A 274-nucleotide genomic window follows, 5' to 3' on the forward strand; every position below is an offset into this window, starting at 1 on the left:
GAATTACTAATGCCAGAAAAAATGTTTAGAAAACTTGTTGAAAACAAAAGGTTTTCTCCAAATTTATTAAAAGAAATAGCTTCGTATTTTAAAACAAGTCTTACCTCTGTTGTATACAGATTGGTTTCTTTAAATGTCTATCCCTTATTTATTGTCTCAATCCATAATGGTATAGTTTCTTATTGGAATAAATCTGAAAATTTCTGGGTCACAGTTAAAGATATTACAAAATTAGCGGCTCCTGAAGATTCAGTTGCACAAGAATATATTGAAG

General features: G+C 28.8%; 1 protein-coding gene. It reads left to right on the forward strand.

Annotation, left to right across the window (positions count from 1 at the left end):
- Positions 1-21 precede the first annotated feature (21 nt).
- A partial coding sequence (locus SCA31_RS23385) for a hypothetical protein (RefSeq protein ID WP_410699409.1) occupies positions 22-274 on the forward strand: 253 nt, incomplete at its 3' end.

This window comes from Chryseobacterium sp. SIMBA_028 (genome assembly GCF_046535285.1).
In the GTDB taxonomy this organism is placed as follows: Bacteria; Bacteroidota; Bacteroidia; order Flavobacteriales; family Weeksellaceae; genus Chryseobacterium.